Source organism: Paenibacillus auburnensis, from assembly GCF_927798115.1.
Classification (GTDB): domain Bacteria; phylum Bacillota; class Bacilli; order Paenibacillales; family Paenibacillaceae; genus Paenibacillus_AQ; species Paenibacillus_AQ auburnensis.
In genome coordinates, this window is the sequence record NZ_CAKMMG010000001.1 from 1,734,862 (window position 1) to 1,759,208 (window position 24,347).

Here is a 24,347-nt window from a genome sequence, read left to right on the forward strand (position 1 = left end):
AAATGATTCTGCAATGTTGCTTTGCGGTTACAAACCGGGTATTGCTGTATGAGTTTCTTTAAGAATTTGCTCTACCTCATGTTTTACTTCAGGGTTGCTGCGGATGAAATCCTTCAGCATTTTAAGATTGGATTCCTTGGATTTAATCGCAGACTCCTTGTGGTCGGCATTGCCCGCAGCCTTGTGATCAGCTGTGTCATGGGCGCCGTCCGTTTGGGTGCTGCCGAATCCGGTCATCGCCATACCCATAATTTTGTCCCGTGCCTTCTCCCCTGCCCCCTGCATCTGGCCGCCCGGCTGCAGGAGCGAGGACATCATGGTACTGCGTTTTTTGGACATCATCATACTGGCGGCTGCACCCAGCATCACTCCGCATAGAAATGACGAAGTATTCATATCTCTAACCTCCTTGTATGGTAAAATCATGCTTAGTGTTCGCGGAAAGATTCCGGCTCATACAGCCAAACAACAAGAAAGCGAGATGAAAAAAGTGGGTAAAGCAATATCAGCGCTCCTGCTGGCAACCTTACTGCTGTCTGCTTGCAGCGGCGGGAACAACGGGGACACTACAGGGAGCAGTGTAACGCCATCAGCTACCGCTACCCAGGAAGCCTCAGCAGCACCAGCTGACCAGGATAAGAGCCCTGCAGCACCAAGTCCTTCACCTTCACCTTCTCCGACCTCTGAAGGCACCGGAGGAAATGAAACAGCAGCAACAACAGCTACTTCCGGAACAGGCGCAACAGCCCAGCCCAGTGAAGAACCGGCTGCAGCAGAAGTCCCGCTGCTGTACCATATGAACAAAAATTACGACATTGTCCCAAATGAAGAAGGTACGAATAAAAAAGTGGTTCTGCTTACCTTTGATGACGGTCCTAAGGAAGCGGATATGATTAATTCACTGATCGACACGCTGGATAAACATCAGGCGAAGGCAATCTTTTTCGTGAACGGCTACCGGGTGAAGGAACATCCAGAACTGCTAAAGCTGATCCACGACCGCGGCGGCATTCTAGGCAATCACAGCTGGGATCACATTGTTCTGAAAGATAAATCGTACAACGAAGTAAAGAAACAGATTGAGAATGTGCAGACTATCGTGAAGGAGGTTACCGGTGAATCCCCGGTATTCTTCCGTCCGCCGCACGGTGCAGGCGGGGATGTCGGTAAAAAGGTAGCTGCGGAGAACGGCCTGCTTTATATGACCTGGTCTGTCGGATCGCTGGATTGGGAAATGAAAGAAAAGGAACAGGGAAAAACCGATACACTGATCAAAAATGTGACAGATCAGCTCCATTCCGGCAGCAATATACTGATGCATGAGCTACCATGGACTGTGGAGGCCCTTGATAAGCTGCTTACCACACTGGAAGGTAAAGGATACAGCTTTGTCGACCCGCGAAGCATTGAGCTGAAGATGCGCTAAGCATAAAGTACTTATAGCTGTTCCAAAAAAAGGGATCTCAGGCACTATTGCCCGGGATCCCTTTTTTACGTTTACATTAGTGTATGAACAGAACCCGATGAAAGGGAATACACAATTCATCATGAGCTGTTTAAGCCTCATAGCTCCAAGTTTAGGCCCTGCTCTGTCCTTGACGTAACGTCAGGACATGAATTTCTGCAGGGCTGCGCCAGCGGATCGGGAGATGCGCCGTGCCGAAGCCGCGGCTGATCAGCAGCTTGGCATCGGCTCCTGTTCCGTCTTCCCGGGGAATGCTGTAATTACCGGCATTATATGTACGGTAGAACGGATCGGTATGCATTTGCAGGCCAAACGGCAGAACAACCTGGCCGCCATGAGTATGCCCGGCAAGGACAAGGTCCGCAGGAACGGAGGACTGCTTCGAGAGCCACAGCGGGTCGTGCACGAGGATGATTCTGCAGTAAGGTACAGCAGATAAAGGAGCAAGCGGTAATGGGGCATACTTTCTCTTGCCCCCCTGCTTAGGGAAATCCACACCTGTCAGCAGCAGCTTCTGCCCATTCCGTTCGAGAAAGACGTTCTCATCCATAAGCAGTCTGGCTCCGCTGCCGCGGATAATATTATCTACCAGCGCAACCTTTGCCTTGTAGTCATGATTGCCATGAACGGCATATACAGGAGCAATCGAACACAGTAAGTTCATATTATCAGAAAGTCGGCTTAGCGAATTCCCTTTCTCAGTGATATCGCCGCCCAGGAATACGGCATCGATCTCCCCGCCCAGGGACGCCTGTAAGGCTTTGGGAAGCCGTCTACGGTGGATATCAGTAATAAACAAAATACGGAAGCCATCAAATCCTGGAGGCAAAGCATCCAGGACTATTTCCTCGGCAATAATTCTATGCCTGAAAGCGGCAGCTAACATTATTGATCCAAAAATGCAGAGCGCAAGAACAGCTGCTGCCGCTATAGCTGTCATCCAGGCGGTTACCATAACGTCCTCAGCTCAGGTGCGCCTTCAATTCCCCACCATACAAGTGATGCAAGCAGCAGGACAAATATAAAATATAGCGAGTTGACGAATATTTTACTCAGGCGGATGCGTTCAGAAGGATAGCTCTGGGAGCGGGAAGGCGTATCTTCCGGCTCCTGAGTTGTCTGGCGGTTTCCTGCAGGCTTCGGTGAAGCTGCTGCATATTTCGCTTTTCTGGACAACGTTCCAGTCACCTGTACAGCCGGTTCATTCTGTGCAGTGGCTGATAGGGTTGTACTCATTGCTTTTTCCCTCTTGAGTTGAGGCTGGCCTTTGCCATTATTTTGTTTGCGGCGGGATTTCACCCGGCTTAATTCCTCGCTCATGATTCCCTCCTGTAGCGGATCACTAGCCCTGAGAACAGATCGATCAGGAAATGACATAATATCGGTGCCCACAGGGTTCCGGTATGAATGTAAATATATCCCAGGCCATAACTGCTAAGGAACACCCAGCCGGTGGGAATCCAATGGCGCAAATAACGCACATGAATCACTGCAAACAGAATGCTTGTCCAGTAGGGCCCGAATGCGTACTGGATAGCTCCCCTGAACAACAGCTCCTCGCAAATGGCCACCATGGCTGCGATGATGATGATGTGCCAGAGCGGCCTGCGGCCGAATAAAAGATCATTTATGCCTCCGTCATCCATGCTTTCTTCCGGTACGATATGGGTTAACAAAAAATCCACAATCAGCATAATTCCCGCTAAACCAAGGCCCCAGAGCAGGAATTTGTCGCTGCCGGGAAAATTTAATATGTCAAACGGATTTCTTTTCTGCAATAATATCCATATCAAACCGATAAATAAGGTAAGCCCCTGTGTAATATAGAGATTAAGCAGAAGCAGCTTGTCTGTAAGATGCTGAGGGTCGGCCTTTTTGATTTTGATATCGCCAAATTTGAATTTTTTCATGGTAACCTGCCTGTTCTAAATTGTTTTTACATAAGATAATTTCCCTAGAAGAAGGAGCACTAATTATGAATAGCCGTACCTCCCGCACTCAAATGTTGTATACCTTAAGTTTTCTATTTTTCCTGATTTGCGCATTTGCCGCATTTTTCACGGGAGTGAAGGTTGGAGCTGACAAGACAGAGGCAAAATATTCTCATCTTAACGATGCTGAAGGGGCTGTGGAGGAATTCTCCGGCTCATACCAGCAGCAGGATCTTGTTACTTTCTATCATAACGTATTTTTGCCTTACCGGGAATTCAAGCGGAATTGGAACAATGAAGTAGAAAATCTCGCACGCAGCACGGATGCACGTGAGAACGCTGCAACTCTGAAAAATCTCAGTATCCTCGCGGACAAGCAATATGACAAAGTCAGCAAGGACTCACTGTTCACCAGTTCACCGCTTTTGTTCCAATCTCAGCTTAACATACTTAAAAGCCTGACGCTCTTCTCCCAGGCTTCGAGCAAGGTTACCGCAGGGACATCCGGCGCCGAAACTGCCAAAGTACTGAAGAACGACACGTTTACAGCAAGTGCAATTAAATTCGGGCTGCTCGGTCAAAAAGACTTCTACGATTCCATGCTCAAATGGGGTTCCAAAACGAACAGCAGTATCCCTGCTGAGTCCGGGGAGCTCAAAACGCTGTCCTTCGTAACATGGAAAAAGATGCCTCTCCTGCTCAAGAATTCGACTATCGCGAATATTATGCTGAACCGGAAGATATACGGCGGATACGATCCTCAGGATATTACAGCGAAGATCGATGACATGATCTATTCCGGCACAGCCAGCTCACTGAAACTGAAGGACGTCCAGTCTTCGGTCACCCTGTTAATTTCAACGGGTGCTATACAGGAGCAGGACTTCTTGAAATGGCGGGAACAGTACTATGGCAAAGAAATCATGCCGCAGCTGCCCTTCTTTTACGAGTAGAACCAGCTATTGCATCATAACGAAAAATGAAATTCACTTCAAGGCGGCCCGGCGAATAAGCCTATTGACACATTTGGCATCACCATGTTACATTATGAAAAATTAATCACGCAAAACCGATGAAGGAACAAAGATTCTGGTAGTCTTCAGAGAGCCGGTGGGTGGTGCAAACCGGTGGCGGACAGAATTTTTTAGCGCTCCTGAGATATTGTATCGAACGAATAGTAGGTGCAATCGGATCATCTCCGTTATCAGTGTGGCCTTTGCAGGCCAATGAGGCTGCTTCTTAACAGTTGCAGTGAATTAGGGTGGTACCACGATAACTCTCGTCCCTTACTACGGCAGTAGTATGGGGTTGGGGGTTTTTTTGTTACCCAAATTCATGACTTTTGGTCTAGAAGGCCCACTGTCCGTGTTTCTGGTGTTCCTGCACGCTTTCTCTTTTATGCGACAGCGCGTTACTCTGTTATTTTGACAATGCTTTACAACTGTTATTGAGGAATCTGGTACTGTGGACTGCCTCATGAGGGCATCCTTAGGCATATTAAGCTTTTTAACTTTTAAGGGGGATAAGAAACCATGTTTAAAGTATTAGTATCGGATCCGATCAGTGATTTGGGCATTCAGCAATTGATGGACGCAAACGATGTAGTTGTGGACAAGAAAACAGGACTGAGCGAAGATGAACTGATTGCCATCATTGGCGAATATGACGGTCTGCTTGTCCGCAGCCAGACGACGGTTACAGAGAAAATAATCGCTGCCGGCACCAACCTGAAGGTTATCGGCCGTGCCGGAGTCGGAGTCGACAACATCAAGCTGGAGGCGGCTACGCAGCGCGGTGTCGTGGTCATTAACGCCCCGGACGGAAATACAATTACAACCTGTGAGCATGCATTCGCCATGATGATGGCACTGGCACGCCACATCCCGCAGGCTTATGCCAAGACGATTTCCGGCGTGTGGGATAAAAAGACCTTCCTTGGCGTAGAGCTGCGCGGCAAAACATTAGGTGTACTCGGTATGGGCCGCATCGGCAGCGAAGTAGCTAAACGTGCCAAAGCGTTCGGCATGAACATTCTCGCCTACGATCCGTTCCTGACCCCTGACCGTGCGGAGAAACTGGAAGTAAAACTTGCTTCCGTTGACGACATCGTCCGTGGTGCGGATTTTATTACCGTTCACACTCCGCTCACTGCCGAAACCCGTCATATGATTTCCCGCCCGCAGTTTGAAGTTATGAAAAAGGGAATGCGTATCATTAACTGTGCCCGCGGAGGAGTCATTGATGAAATGGCACTCGTTGAAGCAATCGACAGCGGAATTGTTGCCGGGGCTGCCTTCGACGTATTCGAGAAAGAACCGCCGCAGGCCGATCACCCTTTCCTGTCCCATCCTAAGATCATCGTAACCCCGCATCTCGGTGCCTCAACCGTAGAAGCCCAGGAGAACGTAGCTATCGACGTATCGGAGCAGGTGCTGCACATTCTGCGCAACGAGCCGTTCATCAATGCTGTTAACATTCCGCCGGTTGCACCAAGCGTAATGAATAAGCTCCAGCCATACTTCACCCTCGGCGAGAAGCTTGGCAGCTTTGCTACACAGCTCACTCACGGTGCGATCAGTGAAATCACTGTCGAATATGCCGGAGATCTCTCGGACGTGGATACACAGCCGCTGACCCGTTATATTGTTAAGGGTGTGCTCTCCCGCCACTTCGGCGGTGATGTCAACATTGTCAACTCCATGCATTTGGCTAAAACCCGGGATGTTAACGTAGTTGTTACGAAATCCCCTAAGACCAAAGGCTTCACTAACCTGATTACCGTTACTCTGAAAGCCGATCCGGACGAGGAACGCCTGGTAGCCGGTACCCTGCTGCAGGGATACGGCGAGCGTATCGTGCAAGTGAATAAATTCCCGGTCGACATTGCTCCGGAAGGTCATCAAATTCTGATCTCCCACAACGATAAACCGGGGATTATCGGTCTCGTCGGCACATTGCTGGGTGAAAATGACGTCAATATCGCATCCATGCAGGTGGGACGCAAAATCGTCGGCGGTGCGGCAATTATGCTTCTGACCGTCGACAAGGCAGTGCCGCAGCAGGTCCTGGTTAAGCTGGCCGGATTGCAGGAAATCAACACTGCAGAAGAAGTTATTCTGCTGTAGAATCTTTTAATATCAATAAAAAACGCCCGTTCGGAATGCGGCTGGATTGCCGTCCATTCCAAACGGGCGTTTTTCATTATTCCGGGACGTGAAAGACGGGCACTCTGCGTCCGTCAATATCCGTGAATCCGTATTTCTCCGCCAGCTCCCCAACCTGCTGTGGAATTCCCGTCAATGCCATCTTATCAGCATCGGCGGCCAGGGCCACTACTGCCCGGCCTATATACGCCGTAGATTCACTTGACTTCAGTTCCTCCACCTCTTGCCAACGTGCCTCGTCTGTACCAAGGCTCTCCAGCACCAGCTCGGTCCGCATCCACCCGGGTGACAGCGGAATAACGGCAATTCCGTCCGCAGTGAGTTCAACAGACAATCCGTAAGACATGCGGACCAGCGCATTTTTGGCCAGATCATAATATAAATTACCGATGTATTTATAGCGGTCCCAATAAGTGGTGTGAATTATCAGTCCCCCGCTATCCTGGCTGCTGCGCATTAGCGGAATCGCATAATAGTTAGTCATCAGCTGCGCTCTGACACCAGCATCGAACATATTCCCCCAATGCTCTGTCGGCAGCTCCCAGAACGGTTTGCTGTCGATCGGCAGTTCATTACCGCCCCATACATTGTTGACCAGAATATCGAGTCTGCCCTGCTCTTCAGTGATCTGCCGGACAACACTCTCTGTCTGACTATCCTGAGTGTGGTCACAGCGGATAGCCGCACCCTCACCTCCACTAAGGAGAATCTCATTTATCACACTGTCTACCGTCCCTTTCCGGCGTCCTTCCTGCTGGGCACCGAAACTTCTACCGGTTAGATAGACGTAAGCACCCGCTTTAGCCAGTTCCAATGCGATCCCCCGCCCTGCTCCTCTGCTTGCTCCGGTAACCAGTGCTACTTTTCCCTGCAGATTTGTCATCATTATTGTGCTCCTCTCCTTTTTCAGTCCTTAGTATTGTTTTCCCGCTTTCATTAATTATTGTAACGCTTATATATGACATCAATTGACATATATATGTGGTACACTAAAAAAAAGGGTTTAGAAAAGGAGTGAGTGACTTAATGAGAGCAGACCGCTTATTATCCATAATGCTTCTGCTGCAGAGCCGCGGCAAACTCAGTTCACGTGAGCTAGCACGTACGCTTGAGGTCTCCGAGCGGACCGTTATCCGCGATATGGAGGCGCTCAGTGCCTCCGGAGTCCCAGTGCTGGCAGAAAGGGGACGCGATGGCGGCTGGATGCTTGCTGAAGGCTACAGAACTGCCTTGACCGGAATGAAGCCGAATGAGATCGGCTCTTTGCTTCTGACAGCAGATGCCTCTATCTTAGAAGCGCTGGGAATTCAGGATGATTTCTCTTCTGCTGTCCGCAAACTGGAAGCAGCAGCCAAACCTCAAGACTCTCCGCTCCAATTTCTGAGTCAGCGTATCCATATAGATGGTGCCGGATGGCATCCCTCCGGTGAGTCTTATCCTTTCCTTGCTATGCTGCAGGAAGCTGTCTGGGAGAACCGGAAAGTATCGCTCACCTACAGTAATGGCGATGAAAACAAGGCTAGACTGATTTCCCCGCTCGGACTTGTGGCCAAGCGCGGTGTCTGGTATGTCGTTGCCGAAACCAGCAATGGAATGAGGACCTACCGGGTTTCCAGAATCACCGATGCCGAAATCACCTGTGATACGTTTACCCGTCCGTCAGGATTTGAGCTGGCCCGCTATTGGGAGGAATCCACAGCCTCCTTCAAATCCGCGCTGCCCCGCTACCCTGCCACCTTGCTGATCATGGAAACTGCACTAGCGTCTCTTCAACAGGAGCGGTATGTATCCGTCACAAACATCGAGCCGTCTTCAAGAGCCGGCTGGCTGACAGTCCGTGCCGATTTCCAGACACTGGAATCAGCCTGCAGAATTATATTGTCCTTAGGACAGCAGACTCTGGTTACCGGGCCTCAGGAACTAATTGACAGTTTGATGTCCTGCTTGCGGGAAACCGTTTCCTTATATGAAGAAAGAATGCAATACCCCTTTCTTTAGACATGCTTAATTGATGATTTATGTCAGTTCTTACAATAGACTGATCCCACGTTAATCACCTATAATATTACAATACACACCATATTTTTTAGGGGGAACTTTATTATGAACTGGATGACCAAGCTTCCATTAAAACAGAGAATTGTTGCCGGTTGTTATCTTGTCGCTGCATTATTTGCTGTCCCGGTTTTAATCACAATGGTGATTATGGGCAAAATCATTCTCGGCATCGTGCTCGTTGCTGCACTAGCCGGCCTGACTTATCCTCTTGCGCGCTATGTTGAGAGAACGCTTACATCCTCTTTTGACGACATCTCTAATGTAACTCACACGATTGCAAAAGGTGACTTCACCCTTAGAGCAGACGAAAACGGATCTATGGGAGAGGTCAGCCGTTCCTTTAACACTATGATAGACAAGTTGAAGAAAATTCTGACAGAGGCTTCACAGATCACCCGCCAGGTAATGGACGCCAGCAGAGGCATCGAGGATAAGAACCAGAACCTAAAAATAGTAATGGCACAGGTTGCTTCTTCTTCCAATGAACTAGCCCAGGGTGCGAATGAAATCTCCGTGGATATTGCAGATATGACGGATTCGATCAAGGATATTGAAATCAAAGTCTCCAACTATACAAGCTCCACCAAGGAAATGAATAAACGTTCTATACATACGCTTGAACTGGTCGAAAAAGGCAGGCTGTCTGTTGACACCCAGGCAGAAGGCATGCGCAAAAATATTGAAGCCACTAACAAGGTGGCCAGCACCATCGAGACGCTCTCACAAAATGCCCGCGGCATTTCGATGATTGCTAAGAGCATTACTGAAATCGCCGAACAGACCAATCTGCTGTCGCTAAACGCCTCGATTGAGGCTGCACGTGCGGGTGAACATGGGCGCGGTTTCGCCGTTGTAGCTCAGGAAGTACGAAAGCTCGCGGAAGAGTCCACTTCCTCCACAAAAGAAGTGTTCGGACTGGTCCGCAGCATTGAAGCCGACATCAAGCAGGCAGTGGAGAATATTGCAATCAATGAAGAAGTTGTACAAGTTCAGAATGAGATGATCGTCGAAACGGCACATATTTTCTCGCAAATCGTTCAAAGCGTCCAATACATAACGGAACAAATCTCTGCCTTCTCTGCGGAGAGTGACCTCATGCTGGAAAGTGCACTCAAGATCTCCAGTGCCATTGAAAATATATCCGCGATCACCCAGCAGACGGCAGCCGGCACTGAAGAGGTATCCGCAGCCATGAACGAGCAGATTAACGCCTTGCAGTCCGTAGCCGAAGAGACCGATAAAATGACCCAAGCGGTATTCCAGCTGCAAAAAACCATTCATATTTTCAAATTTTAATTTACTTAATTTCAATGCTGCCGCTTACCTCAAGCGGCAGTTTTTTTGTGTCGTTACCCTCCGCATAATTTGAATTATTCATAGAAGTAACTGCCGATAATGCTTTTGCACTTCTCCTCTGCAGCTCCTTTTCCTTTAAAGAATAACTAGTACTTCTCCATTTAGGTCTTTTCCCCTATTTAATCTAAACCACTTCATTAATTTACAATCGGTATATATAAATAGTACATATAGCCTATTTCTTTTTTTGGTTTTGGAAGCTTCAACCTGTGTTCACTAATTTTTAAAGTAGTGTTTAGCATTTGCATTATAAGACATTTTTTCATTATATAGATTCCGAATAAAGTTCTGCAATTCGTCAATTTCTGATTTTTTCCGCAGAAAATATATTGACAAAGATAGAGTTGAAAATATATTGTAAAGTAAAATTATCCAATGAAAATATAAACAATTATTGGCAAAATTCTCCGAAAGGGAATGACGCAAAGCCATGGATCTACAGTCTCATTTTATCGGGACCAGGACAGCCAGGTTGCCTAAGAGCCGGAACGTTTGAGACCTTTTACGTTCTAAATGACTATTTAAGCAACCGCCTGTACTCTCTGAGTACAGGTTTTCTATTTTCGCAAGATAAATACACAATGGATAGGGTGGAGCTTTTGAAAACAGTCGCAGATTATATGGCTGAGGCACTACGAAACCTCGGTGTAACACATTCCTTTGGTATCATCGGCAAATCTATTTGTCCCGTTGTTCTCAAAATGGTTGATTACGGCATTGAGTTTATTCCAGGAAGACATGAATCAAGCTCCGGATTCGAAGCCGCCGGCTATGCTCTTAAAACCGGTAATCTCGGAGTAGCCTTCGGCACCTCGGGACCCGGCGGAACGAATTTACTTACTGCTGCAGCCCATGCCAAGGCGAATAACCTTCCTGTCCTGTTTATTACCGGACATCAGTCCATAAAGGAGCTAGGTATTCCCCAGTGCCAGGATTCCTCATCCTATCTTGCGGATCTGGCAGAGATGTTCAGACCCGCTACACTATTCAGCAAGCTGGTAGAACGCGGCGATCATTTCAGTACCCTTTTTAATCATGCTGTCTCTATTGCCCTTGGCGGTCAGCGCGGACCGGTTCACTTATGCCTCCCCTTTGATGTCCAGACTGAAAGACTCGAAGAGTGCCGAATTGTGATTCCTGAACGCGAGTCACTAATCAGCATTGCTAATTTCGAGCGGGTAGTTTCCGCCATTAATAAGGCCTCTAATCCCCTTATTATCGCCGGTAAGGGCGTGAACCGTTCCGGTGCCCACCAGGAGCTTGCGCAGCTGGCTGAAACGTTCAATATTCCTGTGGTTACTTCTCCCGGGGGCAAGGGTGCCATTGCCTGGGATCACCCGCTGTATCATGGCCCGGTCGGTGTGGGAGGCTGCAGTCATGGGGATGATCTTCTGAATAGCAGCGACCTGTATATTGTACTTGGCTCACGCCTCAGTGACATGACCATCTGTAATCTTAGGGCGGAGAATCATCCGGCTACCCTGATCCAATTCGATGTCGATCCTACTTATGTCGGTAAAATTCTGAACTCACAGACTATCCCGGTGAGCGGTGATGTACGTGACAATCTGGCTTACTACCTGCAGAAGATCGATAGAGATACTATTAAAAAACATGAAACAAAAGCCGATGTTCATTATGCAGAAGAATTACCAGTACTGCCTAAACTTTCACTTGCTTCGGTAATGAGTACATTTAGTGACTTGATCCCATATAACAGTTCAGTTTTTGTGGATGATGGCAGCCATGGCTTCAATGCCGTGAAATGGTACAACGTGAAAAAACCCGGCAGCTTTATTTTCGATGCTTATTTTGCCTGCATGGGCAATGCCATTGGTATGGCTATAGGAGCTAAAGTTGCTGCGCCGGAAGAAACGGTATTCTGCATTACCGGAGACGGTTGCTTTATGATGCTTGGCGCGGAGATAAACACCGCAGTGTGCAAGAACATTCCGGTTATTTATATCGTGGTCAACAACATGCAGCTGGACATGGCTCTAAAGGGTATGGAAAAAACAACCGGCAGAATCGATGGCACGATCTTCGAAGTTCCGATGGATGCAGTGAAATTCGCCGAATCACTCGGAGCGACCGGCTACAAATGCGAGACAGCTGACCAATTCTCTGCAGCCGTAAATGCTGCGGTAGAATCAAACCGGGTAGCTGTTATTGAGCTGCTGACGGACCGTGATGAAATGCCTCCTACAGCCCACCGTACCTTAAATCTCAACTAACCGGATTCATTGGCACAAATCAAACCTATCCTATTCTTTCGTGATCCAATCAAATTTCAGGAGGTATCTTCTGTGGAAAATACGGTTAACAGCGGTCTAAAACACTTCTCCAATCTGTCCGGCGACTATGGCGCCAAAGCTCTGGCTCCGATTAAAGAGCATTTTCCGGAATTGGCTGAGTACATCATGGGTAATGCCTATGGCGACATTTTTCAGCGCACTACGATCGGTTCTGACTGGAAGGAGATTGCCATCATATCCTCTCTGATCACCATGGGACAGTTTGAGCAATTAGGAGTTCATTATGTAATGGCGCTACGAGTCGGAATGACCGTGGATCAGATCAAGGGGATCTTGCTGCATCTGGTACCGTGCGTCGGTGCTCCAAGAGTCATTTCCGCCTTTAATGTCCTGCTTGCCACACTCGAAGAAATCCAATAAATTGATTTGCGGCATTTTTATGCATGATTCGACTTTTTTCTTGCACAATTGAGAATATTATGGTTATATTAAGGCAAATTATCCCATTACCTAAAGTTTGTTGTCGAAAACCGGCTTAAAACTTCTAGTTTTTGGATATATAAAAGCCGACCAATGATGGCCGGCTCATATTTAGCAGAAGACACACACATTCAATTTAGGGAGAGATGAGCACATGGGTAAATTTATTTTGAAAACCGATTCTGTTAACAAGATCATTAATGTCGAATTAGAAGGTACCTTCTCCAATGAGGACGGCCTTAAATCGATTCAAGCCTATCAGCAGACGGTCAATCCGATCACACCATCTGAATATGCTCTGCAGATCGACTGCAGAAAGCTGAATGTTACTGCTCCAGATGTTGTGCCGCTGCTCGAAGGCTGCTTCATCATGTTCAAAGCAGACGGTTTCGAAAAAGTAAGCCTGACCCTTGAAAACAATCCAATCCTCAAAATGCAGCTCGCCCGTCTTGGCCGCAAAGCAGGACTAGAAAACTTGGAAATCACTTCGATCGTCTAAGAGCATCACTCCACTAACTTTACAGGAGGGCTACCATGGCCGGAATACGTATTAAGGATATTGATATCTATCATCCAAATAAAAAGATTGATAATGACTTTTTCATACAGCATTTTGATGAAAAGGGTATAGATATCCGCGGACTCCTGACAGCTCTGGGCCGTGAGAGCCGCTACAGTATTGACAGCGAGGAAGAGAATTCTCTGACTATGGCTTTTGAGGCAGCAAGCAATGTACTGGACAAGACAGGCCTTACTGGTGCTGACATTGACCTTATCGCTTATGCCAGCCAGACTCCTGAATATATCTTTCCTACGAATTCGCTGATGATTCACCGGCTGATCGGCGGTGCTTCCCATACCATTTGCATCGATAGCAATGCGAACTGCGCCGGAATGACCGCTTCGGTGGAACAGGTAAGCCGCCAGATGATGGCTAACCCGAGAATCCGCCGGGCACTGGTTATCGGCTCGGACCATGTGGCCCCGCATGCCGACAGGAATGATCCTGTCTACTACGCCAACTTCGGAGACGCTGCCGCGGCAGTAATCCTCGAGCGTGATGAGAATTCCGTAGGCTTCATCGATTCCATTTACCAGACAGATACCTGCGTCTACGGTAATTCGATGTTCCCTGCAGAAGGTATGGCGAACCTTGGCCGACGCGGGGTAGGCAAAGGAGAGTTCAACGTAAAGTTCATTCCTTTTGACGATTCCATTTGTGTGGATGCAGCCTCCGAATCTATCAATACACTCCTGAGTGATAACGGGATCGCTCCTGAAACCATTAAAGCGGCATGCTTCTCCCAGTTATCCCTGCCGAATATCCGTGCCGTATCTGACAAAACCGGTATCGGCAGCGACGCAGCCGTCTATATCGGCGATGAATTCGGTTATACTTCGACGAGCAGCCCCTTTGTCGCTCTTCACAAAGCGGTGACTACCGGCAAGATTGAGCGGGGTGACAAGGTTCTTTTCTGGACGGTCGGCGCCGGCTGGCAGAACGTAGCGTTTGTAATGGAATACTAAGCACTTATTCATTGAACTACCAAAAAAGCAACCTGAAGGCTAGCTATCCTACCCTTCAGGTTGCTTTTTGATTAAGTCAAGATAAGACCAGAGTACTGCAATTTCAGTCCAATGCCGCTAACCCCGGCCTTCATGCTTCTCCCAGCCCATCGTCCGTGACACAGCGTCCTTCCAGGCGTCATAGCGGCGTTCCCGCTCTTCTTCACCCATCCGGGGCAAGAAGTCCTTCTCGGCCTTATTGAAGCTCTCCAGCTGTTCCCTAGACCATATCCCTGAGGTAAGCCCTGCCAGCAGTGCAGCCCCGAGCGCTGTCGTCTCTGCGTAGGTCGTGCGGGTCACCTCACTGCCGAGAATATCGGCCTGAAACTGCATCAGCAGGTCGTTGCGTACAGCACCGCCGTCTACACGCAGTCCGGTCAGCGGCATGCCGGCGTCTTTCTCCATGGCGCCGATAACATCACGTGACTGGAAGGCCAGCGATTCCAGAGTCGCCCGGACCAGATGGCCAGCCGTTGTGCCCCGGGTCAGCCCAAACACAGCCCCGCGGGCATACATATCCCAATAAGGGGCCCCAAGGCCGGTAAAGGCAGGCACGACCACAACGCCTTCACTGTCCACTACTTCAGCAGCTTTGTGCTCCGAATCAGACGGCCCTTCAATCAATCCCAGTCCTTCATGCAGCCATTGTACGGCTGCTCCAGCTACAAACACACTGCCTTCCAGCGCATAATACAGTTCATCTCCCATCCCCCAGGCAACAGTCGTTAGCAGACCATGCTTGGAGGCAACGGGTTCAGTTCCTGTGTTCATCAGGATAAAGCAGCCTGTCCCGTATGTGTTTTTGGCACTGCCTGCATCCAGGCAAGTATGACCGAATAATGCAGCCTGCTGATCGCCAAGCACAGAACAGATAGGAATCTCCGCACCGAACCACTGGGCTTCTGCTGTACCGAAATCGCCACCGGACATCCGCACCTCAGGCAGCATGGCGCGGGGAATCCGCAGCTGTTCGATGAGCTGCTCGTCCCATCTACGCTCATGCAGATTGAACAGCATTGTCCGTGAAGCATTCGTCACGTCTGTAGCGTGCACAGCGCCTCCTGTGAGCTTCCAGATAAGCCAACTGTCAATTGTTCCGGCCAGCAGCTCCCCCCGCTCAGCACGCTCCCTGGAACCTGTCACATGATCTAGAATCCAGGCCAGCTTGGTAGCCGAGAAATAGGCATCCACGACCAGACCTGTCTTGCGGGCAATCTCCGCCGCCAGACCTTGACGTTTGATCTCCTCGCACTGCTCTGCTGTACGCCGGTCCTGCCACACGATGGCCGGATAAATCGGCGCTCCTGTGGCCTTGTCCCAAATCAGTGCGGTTTCGCGCTGATTGGTGATGCCGATGCATGATATTTCTTCAGCCGTTATTCCGCTGGCCTGAATCGCATCTCTGGCCGCTGAGAGCTGGCTCTCCCAGATCTGCTCCGGATCATGCTCCACCCAACCGGGGCGGGGAAAGGACTGCTTAATCTCATATTGCCCCTGGGAAACCATTCCCGCCTGCTGATTAAAAAGGATGGCCCGAGAGCTGGTGGTGCCTTGGTCCAATGATAAAATCATGACTAGCTGCCTCCTATAAGTTCCACGATGAACAAGATTAAAGTTGTCCTTTCAACAAAAAGCACCTCTGCAGTCAGAGGCGCCGTCAGTCTTGGTCTGAATTTACTGTTTTTCGACAGGAAGTCTTAGCGTAAAGGTCGTGCCTTCGCCAAGTTTACTGGTGGCAAAAATCTGCCCGTGATGCGACTCGACGATATTTTTAACAATCGCCAGCCCCAGCCCGGTGCCTCCGGATTCTCCGCGTACCCGTGCCTTGTCTGCTTTGTAGAAGCGTTCGAAGATAAAGGGCAGATCCTCCGGATGAATTCCTGCGCCTTCATCCCGGATCGCAATCTCCATATAGCGGCGCCCTTCAATTACCGCAGAGCCGGTGATGATCGAGATATGTTTATCCGCAGGGGTATGCCGGAAGGCGTTATCCAGCAGATTGGTCAAAACCTGTTCCAGCTTATCTACATCTGCCGATTTAAGCAGCAGAGCGCTTTCTGTCTTATGGAGCTCAAGAATGATGTCCCGCTCCTTAGCCCGCACGGAGAATTTACGGTAGATCCGCTCGAGTAGTTCGTCCATATCCACCTGTGTTTTATTCATATCTGTATGCCCTGCTTCCATCCGGGCAAGATCCAGCAGGTCTTTAACCAGCCGGCCCATCCGCAGCGATTCATCGTGAATAACCTGCACAAGCTCACTGCTCTCTTCCGGCGAGGAGGCCATACCGTCCAGCAGTGCTTCGCTGTATCCCTGCATCATCGAAAGCGGTGTGCGGATTTCATGCGAGACATTCGCTACAAAATCACGGAGCATTTTCTCAAGTCTTACTTCTTCCGTAACATCACGCAGCACAGCTACAGCACCACGGAGATTCCCCTCCGAATACAGCGGAGCCATATGCACAGACCACACACCTTGCCGGACATGTACATTGGAGCGCTGGTCTCCTCCCTGGCTCAGTGTACTGAAGAAGAGTGGCCGGAGCGGAACAGGAACTGCTCCTGCAGCTCCGCCATGCGGATCCTGTTCAGCATCGCTTTCTTCCTCAAGGTCCGGCTCCAGATCCCCCCAGGCTTCCAGCAGCTTCTGTCCATGCGGATTCGTGAGTATGATCTGTCCTTCAATATCAAAAGTAATCACGGCGTCGGTCATGCTGCGCAGAACACTGGACAGATGCCCCTTCTCGTGATTGAGACTGCGGATATTCTCCTCCAGCTCTTCAGCCATGTGATTAAAGGAAGTGGCCAGCTGGCCGATTTCGTCGCTGGTCCGAAGTGTCAGCCTTGTGCCGTATTCGCCTCGGCGGATATTGTTGGCCGCTTCAATCACCTGCTGCATGGGCTGGGTAATCTTCGTAAACAGGAACAACGCAAAAAACGTTGTCAATGAAAACCCGATCATACAGGTATACATAAATAAACGCTTGATCGCCCCGGAATTGGCGAAATTGCTATCGATATAAGGCAGCAGGAACAGCCCCAGCGTAATGAGCACGACGGCAACAAGGCAGATGATCGTGACCCACAGCTTGCCGACAAGGCTTCTCCAGAAGTTCACCTATTTAGGTACCTCAAGCTTGTAGCCTACTCCCCATACCGTGGTGATCATTGCTGCCGATTCCGGTGATACTTTATTCAGTTTCTCGCGAAGCCGTTTAACATGCGTGTCCACCGTACGTAAATCTCCGAAAAACTCATAATTCCAGACATCCTTAAGCAGTTCCTCACGGGAGAAAACTTTGTCCGGCGAGATTGCCAAATAATGAAGCAGCTCATATTCCTTCGGAGTCAGACTCACTTCCTGGCCGCCTGCCGTTACGCGGTGCGCATCATGCTCAATAATGAGATGAGGGAACACAATATTGTTGCTGGAATTGCTTTCTTTCGATAAAAATGCTGTAGCCGAAGAGCGGCGCATAATCGCCTTGACCCGGTAAATCACTTCACGCGGACTGAACGGCTTAACCACATAGTCATCTGCACCCATTTCAAAGCCCTGCACCCGGTTAATCTCTTCACCCTTGGCAGTCAGCATCAGGACCGGAGTTGATTTGACGCCTCTGAGTCTCGTCAGCACTTCGATCCCGTCGATACCCGGCAGCATAACATCGAGCAGGATGAGGCCATAATCATTAGCCGTTGCTTTGCGCAAAGCGATTTCGCCATCTTCCGCCTCATCGATTTCGTAGCCTTCTTTTTCAAGATACATTTTCAGCAGGCGGCGAATACGTTCTTCGTCATCCACCACCAGAATTCTATTCAAATGCTCTGCCATTAACAACAACCCCTTCATCAAATACAGTTGAACGTTACCCTAGTACGTACTAGATTCCTGTGCTGCAACTGCGAATACCGTATACTCAGTCTGTCCCCGCATATGAATGAAGTCCTGCGATGACCAGATTTACACCTACAAGGGTAAACATTACAACCAAAAATCCCAATACGGCAAGCCATGCGGATTTGCGTCCCTGCCACCCGCGGGCCAGCCGCAAATGGAGATATGCGCTGTAGAACAGCCAGGTAACAAGCGCCCAGACCTCCTTGGGGTCCCAGCCCCAAAACCGGCCCCAGGCAACCTGAGCCCAGATCATTGCAAAGATCAATGCCCCCAGCGTAAAAATCGGAAAGCCGATGGCAATCGCCCTGTACGTAATTTCATCGAGATCATTCTCGTCAATTCCGTCCAGTACTGGATGAATAGCCTTGCCAAGCGGTTTGCGCACAGCAAGACGAAGAATTCCGTATAGAATAAGACCGGAAAGCAGCGACCATATCACGGTGTTGAACTTTCGTCCGGCATTAACGCCATTCATCCATGAGGGTGCTTCGAACAGCGGCTCATTTATCCCCAGAAACGACTGGAAAACCTCTGTTTCGCTATGGTAAGGTGCCACAATCGGCGGCATTTTATAACTCACTTTCTCTATTGTACTATCTTCCTGCCCGGAGCTGTCAATCGTAACGTTGCTGCGGACAAAAACAGATTCGTAACCGGCACCGCGGAAGGCAAATACACTCCCGAGAAAACCAATTATAACAATGATTGAAAAGAGAGTAAATTCAACCAGCCTCTGCTGCTTGCGGTCACTCCGCTCCTTGCTCTCAAAATTAACAGTGCGCAGCAAGTACATCAGTCCGGCGGCAAAACCGACGGCAAAAAAGGATTCCCCTAGCGCAGCAAGCGTGACGTGGATATTCAGATAGATGGATTTCAATGATGGAATCAGCGGCTGAACCTCTTGCGGAAACACCGCCGCATATGCCATCACTATAATAGAAATAGGAACTGCGAATACCCCAAGAATGATTTTGCGGTAGATGGCAAAGATCACAGTAAAGGCTACCATCACCATCATTGATAGAAAGGTCATGAATTCATACATATTGCTGACGGGAATATGCCCCGAGCCCATCCAACGGGTAATGAAATAAGCGAGATGGCAGAGCAGCCCTATGGAAGAGACCATAAAAGCGATTCTCCCCCAGCGGGCAGTATGCTCCTCCGGCTTTCTGCCGGACCACCGGCGGCCCATGATGGCGATCGTGAACAACATAAATGCACCACTGTATAAAAAGAATGCGGCTATAAAGACGTCACTGCTGAAATCGAGCAGACTCATGCCAGACCTCCCCCGTTGTCCAATGATTTTTCATCGACTATCACGTCTACCTTGTACAGAATAGATACGATCTCACGGCGGAAGCCGAACCAATTCTTGTTAGTGTGCCCTCCAAGGACAAGCTCACCGTTCTCAAGATTCAACCAAATGCGTCTATGCTGCCAGTAAAAGCCCAGCACGAGTCCAAGCATTACGATCCCTGCACCAACCCAGACAAACGGCATCGCCCGGTCTACACGGATATTGAGATAAGATGTAGATTCAGCAAAATCAACATCACTCATGCCCTGCACCTCAAGCTCCAGAAAGCGTCCGCTGCCACCCAGCTTGTCATTGATAGCCTGCTGCTGGAACTGCTCTTTATCCACCTGTTTCGGAAAATAAAAATATTGCTGCCCCTCCGCCGGCAGATCCGGCCCCGTAATGAGGAAGAGGAATGCGGGCGCATTCGGATAAGGCGATTTGGAAACCGGCTGTCCCTCATCATTCAAGCCGAAGTCCATATACTTTTCTTTGAGCGAAAGGGTGTAAGGCCCGGACTGGAATGTGCGCTGCGGGTTCTTCATATCAAGCTTGAATTTGCCATACCCTTCTCCGGTGGCGCTGTTAACGAGCTCCGGCTGCACGGAACGCAGCACAGGGGTCAGGTCATAGTCAAACTGATACGCTTTCAAACCTTTGTAGCTAAGCGGCGAGTTCACCCGGATGTCATGGACGGCAACTTCTGAAAGCTTAGGCTCCTTGGATGGGTCGATACAGTCTGCAGTACATTCATAGAGCACGGCCTTGGTCTCATACAGCTTGGGCAGAACTTTTTTGCCCCGGAACTCCTCAGGCATTTCATCATCCGTATAGAATTCAACGGTGAACTTCTCGTTCTTCAGATAATACGTTGTATCCGGAATCTTCGTAACCTCACCCTGCTGAAAGGCAAGATGCTGGTCCATGTTCAGTCCCGGCAATCCTCTCGCCAGTACAGCGAGCAAAAATATAATCAGACCGATATGTATGACATACGGTCCCCAGCGGCTAAAGCGGTGTTTCTCGGCCAGCAGCGCGCCTCCGTCCGTCTTGACGCGGTAGCCCTTTTTCTTCAGCGGCTCGCTTAGCCGGGCCACCCAGACTTCCGGTTCCTCCTCCACCTTCGTTACCAGCACAACCTTCTGGCGGGTCAGGAACTGGCGGTGCTTGCGGATCTTCTGCCGGGTCAGCGCCTTATACAGCGGAAGGACACGATCGAGACTGCAGATGACCAGTGAAGCGCCAATCATCACAAGCAGTGTTACAAACCACCAGGATTCATAGGTGTGCGAAAGGCCGAGTCTATAATAAATATTCCCGGCTGTTCCGTACGTTTCTTTGTAATAGGTTGAGGCATCAATGTTAAGAAAGGTGCTCTCCTGGGGGAAAATCGTGCCCAGCATGGAACCCAGCAGAGTCAGCACAATCAGGTAAATCGCTATTTTGACAGAAGAGAAAAAGTTCCAGATTAGGTCGATTATCCCCGGGTTCACACGCTGTGAACGGCGGGCGACACCATCGTAGCGCATTTCAAGATTATCGGCTGACTCGCGATCCTTCTCATCCAGCGGTTTGCCGCAGGCTTCACAAAGTACGGTACCTACCGGATTCTGATGGCCGCATTCACATTTGGTATTGCTAACCAGCGGTTCCCGCCTGTTCATGGGTTCACCAGCTTCCCGATTTGCCCGTCAAGCGAATCCAGATCGAGCTGCCCGATATGAATGCTGTCCACTTTGCCCTTAGTATTAATGAAAAAAGTAGTAGGCAAAGGAGAAACGCCATAACTGCGGACAGCGCTGCGCCCGGAGTCCATGACAACCGGGAAATCGATGTCAACCAGCTTGATGAAATTCTCCACCGTCATCTGGTCTTCGCCGACGTTCACTCCAATGACTACAACCCCTTGATCCTTCCACTTCTCCCACTGTGCCTGCAGAGCAGGCATTTCCTTCACGCAAGGCCCGCACCAGGAACCCCAGAAATTAAGAACCACTGACTTGCCCTTATACTCATCAAGCGTATGGGTCAAGCCGTCAAGGCCAAGCAGCTCAAAGGATGGCGCTTTACTGCCTTCCCTGGGCTTTCCGTCTCCCCCGAACACCGAGGAACCGATTGCATAACCTCCAAGCAAAAGTATTACTGAAAGAATTATGATTTGAATCGGCTTTCTCGCTTTGCCCACACGCGAAGCCCCCTTCTGTGACGCAACTCATACTTTAGTTGTCAGGTGTGAACATCCTATGAACATTATACCGAATATTGTCACAGTTTTAGGAGAGGGAATTGTGAACTTTATGTGTCTTTGCGTGTTGTATTTGCTTTTAGCGCACCAGCCTTAGCAATTTGCTGCAGATGGTTAATTTCATCCTTGGTCAGATGGCGGTAAGAGCCGCGCTTAAGATTCTGCAGCAAAATGTCCCCGAAGGAAATCCGTTTCAGCCGGATCACAGGGTGGGCAATTGCTTCGAACATACGGCGTACCTGACGGTTGCGTCCTTCATGAATCGTAATGCTGATGACGGATTCTTTATTCACTTCATCTACATCCTTGTATTCCACTTCCGCCGGAGCGGTCATACCGTCCTCCAGCTTGATGCCCGCCTTAAGCTTGTCCAGGGCTGTTCCGTGCGGTATACCCTTGACCGTGGCCAGATACGTTTTCGGCACGTGATGCTTCGGATGGGTAAGCAGGTTAGCAAACTCTCCGTCATTCGTCAGCAGCAGCAGCCCTTCCGTATCATAATCCAATCGGCCTACAGGATATACGCGCTCGTTGATGCCCTTCAGATAATCTGTTACTACCTTGCGGCCCTTGTCATCAGATGCGCTTGTGATCACGCCTTTGGGCTTGTTGAACATGATGTAGATTTTATTCTCGCCCCGGATCAGCTTACCGGCCACTTTAATAATATCTTGTTCGGGGTCCACCTTCGTGCCAAGCGTAGTTACGAGTTCCCCGTTGACTTCCACTTTACCGGCCAAAATCATTTCTTCACATTTGCGTCTGGACGCAACACCTGCTTGCGCCAAAATTTTCTGTAATCTTTCCATTTTCGACTACTCACCTCAGGTTAATGATAACCATCAGCGGGATAAATCACAAGTTCATTCCATGGAAAAAATACTCCCGGGCACGAATTACTATGCGGTTCAATGAGCAAAGGGGATATTTCATAACGTGCAGCCAGCTCCAAAATGAGCTTGCCTGCAGCAAACAGCTGTTCTTTGCGGCCAGTCAGCTGCGAAGCTTCCTCTTGCTCCCCGTAGTCCCCCTCCAGACAGACATGGATATGGTCCGGGTCTGTTAACAAAGGTCCGGCGTAGATTTCCCCATCCTTGGCCACCCAAAAGTCAAATCCTTTCCCATTAATGGACGGACAGCGGGAATGATGCAGTATGAACCCTTTATATTCCATCGCATGGGCCTCCCTCCGTGTTGCTGCAATAGCATATGATTAGGGAAAAGGCGGGGTGACGGCTGGATTTGCTTTAAAAAATGCGGGGTGGTGGATGGGCTGCTTCGTAACTGCGGGGACTTTTGGACTTCCGGCCGCTGCCCTTCTGCAAATTTCTTGAATTATACCGCTGTTCGCGGTGGAAATCCGCAGACAGCTTATGCTTACGATGCTAGCTTTCCTTCGGAAAGCTTTCAGGCGAACGCTCACGCTCCTCCAGTTCCAAAATCCCCTCCGTTACTTTCGCCCATCCGCTGCGCTTGATGGCAAAAGAAAGCCCTCACCGCGCGAGGGTGAGGCAAAATGGGACAAGCGGTATGGTAGCGCTTGACGGTGCATGCACCCAAGTGGAAAAACTCCAACTAATTCACATTTATTTTGCTCAAAAAAGACTATTAGTTGGAAAAAGTCCGCTTAGTTCCATATCAAACCATCATTTGCAGAGAAACAGAAGGATTTAGAATTCATTCTCCGGTTCTTCCAGACTAATAAAATGGTCAGCCAGCAAAGCGAGAGCAAACGCGGTAAAGTTAATAAACAGACTGACCATTACTCCCAGCCAATCCCGCTGTCCTGTAAAGAGTCTCCTGTCATCGCTGCGGCGAAGCGATTGAACTGGAATAGGTCAAACAGGTAAAGAAGAGAAATTACCGCGCTGAATATACGTCTGTCAGCGAAAAAGCCGAGTCCTGCCGAGAAAGCCACGGCTCCGCAAAAAACATTTATAAAAATCAATTCACCCCGGCTAAGAAACTCCGCGTTAAATAATAACAACAAATAATTCAGTGCTGAAAGCAGCACCCATACTCCTAGGATACAGCCGGCTTTCTTGAGGAGCGATCTTCTGTCAATATCCCATTCCTCCTGCAATACACCTGCGGCATAATTAAACAGGTAATATAAGACCCCTGCATAACAGGCCAGTAAGATAAGAATAAACTGCATACTTATATCCCCTTACCTTTAAAAGTGCTCTGGAACGGGCAATTCAGTGATGACTGATTCCTCACGACAATAACACATTTCCCAAAAACCAGGAATATAGTATTTCACAAAAAAACTGGTGCTCAAATACCCGCTGTAGCAGGCATCCGAACACCAGCAAATAAATATTCCGTGCAGAAATAACCTTATTCCTGAACCTCTCCCAGACCTTCTTTCATCATCACGTCCTGAAGGGCGCTTAGCGCCTCGGCCGCCTGACCGCCTTCGGTGATCAGAATCAGGGTATCGCCGGGCTCCAGTCCGAGCGACAGTACGCCAAGAATCGATTTCAGGGTAACCTTCTTGCCGTTGCCTTCGGCGAAACCTCGGTATCCTTGAATTTTGTAGCTGTATTGACCAGCGCTGTTGCCGGGCGGGCATGAATCCCGTCTTCGTCAATAATTTTGAAAATCCTTTGCATAAC

General features: G+C 49.3%; 23 protein-coding genes, 1 pseudogene, 1 riboswitch and 1 other annotated feature. Of the genes and pseudogenes, 9 read left to right on the forward strand and 15 right to left on the reverse strand.

Going from position 1 to position 24,347, the window contains the following annotated elements; all coding sequences use genetic code 11:
- Positions 1–27: 27 nt before the first annotated feature.
- A complete protein-coding gene (locus L6H70_RS08090) occupies positions 28–396 on the reverse strand; it encodes a hypothetical protein (protein ID WP_236331701.1) in 369 nt (122 codons plus the stop codon).
- Between the two features lie 85 nt (positions 397–481).
- Here L6H70_RS08090 and L6H70_RS08095 point away from each other — a divergent pair, with 85 nt between their 5' ends.
- Entirely contained in the window at positions 482–1,426 is a 945-nt protein-coding gene (locus L6H70_RS08095) for a polysaccharide deacetylase family protein (RefSeq protein ID WP_423802779.1), read from the forward strand.
- Positions 1,427–1,577: 151 nt separating this feature from the next.
- Here the strand turns inward: L6H70_RS08095 and L6H70_RS08100 are convergent, their stop codons facing one another.
- The 3 genes from L6H70_RS08100 to L6H70_RS08110 all read right to left on the reverse strand — a co-directional run bounded on the left by L6H70_RS08100 (position 1,578) and on the right by L6H70_RS08110 (position 3,375).
- Positions 1,578–2,351 carry a metallophosphoesterase gene (locus L6H70_RS08100; protein ID WP_236331703.1) on the reverse strand — a complete coding sequence of 258 codons (774 nt, stop codon included), beginning with the start codon at positions 2,349–2,351 and terminating at the stop codon, positions 1,578–1,580.
- Between the two features lie 62 nt (positions 2,352–2,413).
- A complete protein-coding gene (locus L6H70_RS08105; protein ID WP_236331705.1) occupies positions 2,414–2,785 on the reverse strand; it encodes a hypothetical protein in 372 nt (123 codons plus the stop codon).
- A complete protein-coding gene (locus L6H70_RS08110; RefSeq protein WP_236331707.1) occupies positions 2,782–3,375 on the reverse strand; it encodes a CPBP family intramembrane glutamic endopeptidase in 594 nt (197 codons plus the stop codon). The genes L6H70_RS08105 and L6H70_RS08110 overlap by 4 nt, the downstream gene beginning before the upstream one ends.
- A gap of 65 nt (positions 3,376–3,440) precedes the next feature.
- Here L6H70_RS08110 and L6H70_RS08115 point away from each other — a divergent pair, with 65 nt between their 5' ends.
- On the forward strand, positions 3,441–4,349 hold the full coding sequence (locus tag L6H70_RS08115) for a hypothetical protein (RefSeq protein WP_236331709.1): 909 nt from the start codon (positions 3,441–3,443) through the stop codon (positions 4,347–4,349).
- Positions 4,350–4,459: 110 nt separating this feature from the next.
- Positions 4,460–4,686: a binding site (T-box leader), on the forward strand.
- A gap of 242 nt (positions 4,687–4,928) precedes the next feature.
- Complete coding sequence (serA, locus tag L6H70_RS08120) at positions 4,929–6,521, forward strand: phosphoglycerate dehydrogenase (protein WP_236331711.1); 1,593 nt, start codon at positions 4,929–4,931, stop codon at positions 6,519–6,521.
- A 76-nt stretch (positions 6,522–6,597) separates the two neighbouring features.
- On the opposite strand, the gene L6H70_RS08125 is transcribed toward serA, so the two are convergent.
- Positions 6,598–7,443: an SDR family NAD(P)-dependent oxidoreductase gene (locus tag L6H70_RS08125; protein ID WP_236331713.1), complete on the reverse strand. Its 846-nt coding sequence runs from the start codon at positions 7,441–7,443 to the stop codon at positions 6,598–6,600.
- Positions 7,444–7,586: 143 nt separating this feature from the next.
- Between L6H70_RS08125 and L6H70_RS08130 the strand changes: the two genes are divergently transcribed.
- The 6 genes from L6H70_RS08130 to L6H70_RS08155 all read left to right on the forward strand — a co-directional run bounded on the left by L6H70_RS08130 (position 7,587) and on the right by L6H70_RS08155 (position 14,236).
- Positions 7,587–8,558: a helix-turn-helix transcriptional regulator gene (locus L6H70_RS08130; RefSeq protein ID WP_236331715.1), complete on the forward strand. Its 972-nt coding sequence runs from the start codon at positions 7,587–7,589 to the stop codon at positions 8,556–8,558.
- A gap of 105 nt (positions 8,559–8,663) precedes the next feature.
- Positions 8,664–9,914, forward strand: coding sequence for a methyl-accepting chemotaxis protein (locus L6H70_RS08135; RefSeq protein WP_236331717.1), 1,251 nt, complete (start codon positions 8,664–8,666; stop codon positions 9,912–9,914).
- Positions 9,915–10,360: 446 nt separating this feature from the next.
- Positions 10,361–10,454: riboswitch (cyclic di-GMP riboswitch) on the forward strand.
- A 110-nt stretch (positions 10,455–10,564) separates the two neighbouring features.
- The gene (locus tag L6H70_RS08140) at positions 10,565–12,208 is read left to right on the forward strand and encodes a thiamine pyrophosphate-binding protein (RefSeq protein WP_236331719.1); all 1,644 of its coding nucleotides are present in this window, start codon (positions 10,565–10,567) and stop codon (positions 12,206–12,208) included.
- A gap of 72 nt (positions 12,209–12,280) precedes the next feature.
- Positions 12,281–12,649, forward strand: coding sequence for a carboxymuconolactone decarboxylase family protein (locus L6H70_RS08145; RefSeq protein ID WP_236331721.1), 369 nt, complete (start codon positions 12,281–12,283; stop codon positions 12,647–12,649).
- Between the two features lie 214 nt (positions 12,650–12,863).
- Positions 12,864–13,208 carry a hypothetical protein gene (locus tag L6H70_RS08150; protein ID WP_236331723.1) on the forward strand — a complete coding sequence of 115 codons (345 nt, stop codon included), beginning with the start codon at positions 12,864–12,866 and terminating at the stop codon, positions 13,206–13,208.
- Positions 13,209–13,243: 35 nt separating this feature from the next.
- The gene (locus tag L6H70_RS08155) at positions 13,244–14,236 is read left to right on the forward strand and encodes a 3-oxoacyl-[acyl-carrier-protein] synthase III C-terminal domain-containing protein (protein ID WP_236331725.1); all 993 of its coding nucleotides are present in this window, start codon (positions 13,244–13,246) and stop codon (positions 14,234–14,236) included.
- A 117-nt stretch (positions 14,237–14,353) separates the two neighbouring features.
- Here the strand turns inward: L6H70_RS08155 and glpK are convergent, their stop codons facing one another.
- From glpK to L6H70_RS08205, 10 genes and pseudogenes are all read right to left on the reverse strand, one after another.
- Positions 14,354–15,847 carry a glycerol kinase GlpK gene (gene glpK, locus L6H70_RS08160; protein WP_236331727.1) on the reverse strand — a complete coding sequence of 498 codons (1,494 nt, stop codon included), beginning with the start codon at positions 15,845–15,847 and terminating at the stop codon, positions 14,354–14,356.
- A 102-nt stretch (positions 15,848–15,949) separates the two neighbouring features.
- A complete protein-coding gene (locus L6H70_RS08165) occupies positions 15,950–17,395 on the reverse strand; it encodes an ATP-binding protein (RefSeq protein ID WP_236331729.1) in 1,446 nt (481 codons plus the stop codon).
- Positions 17,396–18,112, reverse strand: a complete 717-nt coding sequence (locus L6H70_RS08170) for a response regulator transcription factor (protein ID WP_020427515.1) — start codon at positions 18,110–18,112, stop codon at positions 17,396–17,398.
- 85 nt (positions 18,113–18,197) lie between these two features.
- A complete protein-coding gene (ccsA, locus tag L6H70_RS08175) occupies positions 18,198–19,460 on the reverse strand; it encodes a cytochrome c biogenesis protein CcsA (protein WP_236331730.1) in 1,263 nt (420 codons plus the stop codon).
- The gene (gene resB / locus L6H70_RS08180) at positions 19,457–21,145 is read right to left on the reverse strand and encodes a cytochrome c biogenesis protein ResB (protein WP_236331732.1); all 1,689 of its coding nucleotides are present in this window, start codon (positions 21,143–21,145) and stop codon (positions 19,457–19,459) included. The genes ccsA and resB overlap by 4 nt, the downstream gene beginning before the upstream one ends.
- Positions 21,142–21,666 carry a thiol-disulfide oxidoreductase ResA gene (gene resA, locus L6H70_RS08185; RefSeq protein WP_236331734.1) on the reverse strand — a complete coding sequence of 175 codons (525 nt, stop codon included), beginning with the start codon at positions 21,664–21,666 and terminating at the stop codon, positions 21,142–21,144. Before resA ends, resB begins: the two co-directional genes overlap by 4 nt.
- 110 nt (positions 21,667–21,776) lie before the next feature.
- The gene (locus L6H70_RS08190) at positions 21,777–22,535 is read right to left on the reverse strand and encodes a pseudouridine synthase (protein ID WP_236331736.1); all 759 of its coding nucleotides are present in this window, start codon (positions 22,533–22,535) and stop codon (positions 21,777–21,779) included.
- 20 nt (positions 22,536–22,555) lie between these two features.
- On the reverse strand, positions 22,556–22,900 hold the full coding sequence (locus L6H70_RS08195) for a peptidoglycan recognition protein family protein (RefSeq protein WP_236331738.1): 345 nt from the start codon (positions 22,898–22,900) through the stop codon (positions 22,556–22,558).
- Between the two features lie 588 nt (positions 22,901–23,488).
- Complete coding sequence (locus L6H70_RS08200) at positions 23,489–23,884, reverse strand: hypothetical protein (RefSeq protein WP_236331740.1); 396 nt, start codon at positions 23,882–23,884, stop codon at positions 23,489–23,491.
- A 185-nt stretch (positions 23,885–24,069) separates the two neighbouring features.
- Positions 24,070–24,344, reverse strand: a pseudogene (locus L6H70_RS08205) (HPr family phosphocarrier protein).
- Between the last annotated feature and the right edge of the window lie 3 nt (positions 24,345–24,347).